The 3,505-nt window shown below is 71.9% G+C and carries 4 protein-coding genes; 3 read left to right on the forward strand and 1 reads right to left on the reverse strand.

Translation table 11 applies throughout. The features are described from left to right. Positions 1 to 366: adenosylhomocysteinase (locus tag ACFV0Q_RS39745; RefSeq protein ID WP_385012754.1), on the forward strand; the 366-nt coding region annotated here is incomplete at its 5' end. 91 nt (positions 367 to 457) lie between these two features. Continuing rightward, on the forward strand, positions 458 to 1,093 hold the full coding sequence (locus tag ACFV0Q_RS39750; RefSeq protein WP_385012756.1) for a hypothetical protein: 636 nt from the start codon (positions 458 to 460) through the stop codon (positions 1,091 to 1,093). Here the strand turns inward: ACFV0Q_RS39750 and ACFV0Q_RS39755 are convergent. Continuing rightward, a complete protein-coding gene (locus ACFV0Q_RS39755; protein ID WP_385012757.1) occupies positions 1,090 to 2,013 on the reverse strand; it encodes an RDD family protein in 924 nt (307 codons plus the stop codon). The two genes, ACFV0Q_RS39750 and ACFV0Q_RS39755, sit on opposite strands and share 4 nt — an antisense overlap. Before the next feature lie 111 nt (positions 2,014 to 2,124). On the opposite strand from ACFV0Q_RS39755, the gene ACFV0Q_RS39760 reads away from it, so the two are divergent. After that, positions 2,125 to 3,132, forward strand: coding sequence for a stage II sporulation protein M (locus tag ACFV0Q_RS39760; protein WP_385012758.1), 1,008 nt, complete (start codon positions 2,125 to 2,127; stop codon positions 3,130 to 3,132). Positions 3,133 to 3,505 lie beyond the last annotated feature (373 nt).

Genomic DNA, 3,505 nt, shown 5'->3' on the forward strand with positions numbered 1-3,505 from the left:
AAGACCGAGGGCATCGTCAAGGACGAGGTCAAGCCCCAGGTCCACACCTGGAAGTACCCCGACGGCAAGGTCCTGATCGTCCTGTCCGAGGGCCGTCTGCTCAACCTCGGCAACGCGACCGGCCACCCGTCCTTCGTGATGTCGAACTCCTTCGCGGACCAGACCCTGGCCCAGATCGAGCTCTTCACCAAGCAGTCGGAGTACCCGACCGACGTCTACGTGCTCCCCAAGCACCTGGACGAGAAGGTCGCCCGCCTCCACCTCGACGCGCTGGGCGTCAAGCTCACCACCCTGCGCCCGGAGCAGGCCGACTACATCGGCGTCAAGGTCGAGGGCCCGTACAAGCCGGACCACTACCGCTACTGATCCCCGCGGATCCACAGCACCGAGCCAGGCCCCCGGCACTCCTGCCGGGGGCCTGCCCCGTACCTCCGTACGCACGCAAGGACCACGCCCCATGCCCCGCGGCCGCTACTCGCTCCACGACCCGCACGACCACACCCCGCTCGGCGAGGAGCACTTCCACTGCGCCCCCGGCCCCTCCGGCTGGCGCTACGTCGCGCAGCTCACCCACCCGGACGGCGGCCACCGGGGCTCGGTCGACCTGGCCGTCGACGAACTCGGCCGCCCCATCCGCCTCGAACTGAACGCAGCCGGCTGGCAGGTCCGCGGCGCCGCCATCGACGGCGTCACCTGGGTCCGCACCGACCCCGCCGGCGCGGAGGCCACCGAGGGCAACGTCCGGGCCCCCGGCTTCACCGGCACCTCCCCGGCCTTCCTCATCGCCACGGCCCGCCTGCTGCGCCTCGCCCCCGGGGCCCCCGCGACCCGCGTCCGCCTGGTCGCCCTCACCGACCCGGTCCTCGCGGCCCGTACGGTCGACCAGGCGTGGGCCCTGCTGTCACGGGCGCAGCACCCCACGGACAGCGGCCCGCTGGTGGTGGACGAGTACCGGGTCACCGCCCTCGACACCGGCGAGGTCCACACGGTCCACATCGCCGGCGACGTGGTCCTCTCGGCCCCCGGCATCGAACTCGAACACCTGGAGACCCCGCCGTCCACCTTCGCCGAGAGCGACCCGGACGACTTCTAGCCGGGCGGAGCGAAACCGGTCCCGCGTACGGGGGGCTCGACGGGCGCGACGACGGGTGCGACGACCGGCGGAGCGGGGGTGACCACGGGCGCGGGCGCGGCGACGGTCCAGGCCGCCGGGGCGGGCCCGGCCCATGGGGCTGCCACCGGCGCGGCCACCGGCCCCGGCGCGGCCGTGGCGAACGCCCGGGCGGCGTCCCGCGTCTGCCGCTCGTGCACCACCGCCATCAGGAACGCGGCGGCCGGCACCCCGGCCGGCGGCGGGGTCCCGGTCCGGGCCACCACGTCGTCCGCGAGCCGCGCCGCCATCGCGGCACCCGTGTGCGGGTCCAGCTGGTTCATCCGCGTCAAGTACTGGCGGATCGCCAGCCACAGCCCGTCCGGCACCGCCGAAAGGTCCAGCGCGGTGAACCGCCCGGCCAGCCACGGCGGCGGCGGGGGCACCGGCATCACCCGGGCCCCGGGCACCCGCTCCCGGACCACCAGCGTCCCCGCGAACACGTCACCGAGCCGCCGCCCGCGCTCCGAGACCAGCGAGGCGACGCACGCCACGGTCCCGAGGGTCATCAGCAGTTCCACGACCCCCATGGCCCCGCGCACCAGCGCGTGCCGGAAGCGGATCGGCCCGCCGTCCTCCCGCACCACCCGCAGCCCGCAGGCCAGCTTCCCCAGCGAGCGCCCGTGCGTCAGCGTCTCCACGGCGATCGGCACACCGACCAGCACCAGCAGCAGGCTCGCCACCGTCACCGCGGCCTGCGCGGCATCGTCCAGGTCGGCCGTCGCGAACACGAGCCCGACGGAGACGATCACGTAACCGGCGACGTACACGGCCAGGTCGAGCAGGATCGCCAGCGCCCGGCTCGGCAGCCTCGCCGGCCGCAGACCCAGGACGACCGCGTCCCCCGTCACCAGATCGCTCACCGAGTGCACCTTTCACCGACCTGACCCGCCCCTGTGCGCTCCAGTCTGCCAAGCTGACCACAGGAGAAGTAAGCCGAATCGGGTGGCCAGGGGCAGGGGAGCGGTAACCGGATGGATCTCGACGTCTTCGTGGCGGCCCACCAGGCGCAATGGGCGCGCCTGGAGCAGCTCCTCGGCCGGGGCCGTCGGCTGACGGGCGCGGAGGCGGACGAACTCGTCGCCCTCTACCAGCGCACCTCCACCCACCTCTCCCTGATCCAGTCGAGCGCCCCCGACCCGATGCTCACGGGCCGGCTCACCCAGCTCGTCGCCCGCGCCCGGGCCACCGTCACCGGCACCCGCCGGGCGAGCTGGCGCGACGCCGCCCGCTTCTTCACGACGGGCTTCCCGGCAGCCGTGTACCGCAGCCGCCGCTGGTGGATACCCACGGCGCTGCTCTCCACGGCCCTCGGCGTGCTCATCGGCTGGTGGATAGCCACCCACCCGGAGGTCCAGAGCGCCATCGCCGCACCGGACCACCTCAAGGAACTCACCCGGCCGGGCGGCGAGTACGAGACCTACTACTCCAGCCACCCCGCGGCCTCGTTCGCCGCCCAGGTCTGGACGAACAACGCGCAGGCCGCCGCCGTCTGCCTGGTCCTCGGCGCCTTCCTCGGCCTTCCGGTGCTCTGGATCCTCTTCCTGAACATGGCGAACCTCGGTGTCGGCATCGGCCTGATGACCTCGGCCGGCCGCCTCGACGTGTTCCTCGGCCTGATCCTCCCGCACGGCCTGCTCGAACTGACCGCCGTCTTCGTCGCCGCGGGCACCGGCCTGCGGCTGGGCTGGACGGTCATCGACCCGGGCCCCCGCACCCGCCGCACGGCCCTCGCCGAACAGGGCCGCGCCGCCCTCGGCATGGCCATCGGCCTGGCCGCGGTCCTCTTCGTCTCGGGCCTGATCGAAGGCTTCGTGACCCCGTCGTCCCTCCCCACCTGGGCCCGCATCGCCATAGGCATCGCCGCCGAGGCCGCCTTCCTGGTCTACGTCTACGTCCTGGGCGGCCGCGCCTCCCGCGAGGGCGAGGTCGGCGACGTGGAGGAAGCCGACCGCACGGCCACGCTCCCCACGGCGGCGTGATGTGCGTACAGGCCCGCTGAGCTGCTAGTCTCCTCGTCGTCCCACAAACACTGTTGACACGGTGGCTGTGGGGAGGTAGATTCGAACGGTTGCCTCGAACTGGACAAGTTCGGCAGCGATGGTTTAACATCTCTCTCGCCCCCAAGGAATTCGAATTCCACTGGGGCACAGTCGACTCTTCATTGAGGAATCCGAAGCCGGGAAATCCGGTGGAAAACTTCTGATAGAGTCGGACTCGCCGGAAAGGGAAAGCGCGAAAGCGTAGAACCTGGAAAGCGCCGAGGAAGTCGGACACGAAAGAGTCTGATAGAGTCGGAAACGCAAGAACAGAACGAAAGCCCGGAGGAAAGCCCGAGAGGGTGAGTACAAAGGA

Origin of the sequence: Streptomyces sp. NPDC059564 (assembly GCF_042735575.1) — a bacterium.
Classification (GTDB): domain Bacteria; phylum Actinomycetota; class Actinomycetes; order Streptomycetales; family Streptomycetaceae; genus Streptomyces.

Coding starts and splice junctions, on each gene's coding strand:
- ACFV0Q_RS39750 (WP_385012756.1), top strand. CDS start 458: ATGCCCCGCGGCCGCTACTCGCTCCACGACCCGCACGACCACACCCCG.
- ACFV0Q_RS39760 (WP_385012758.1), top strand. CDS start 2,125: ATGGATCTCGACGTCTTCGTGGCGGCCCACCAGGCGCAATGGGCGCGC.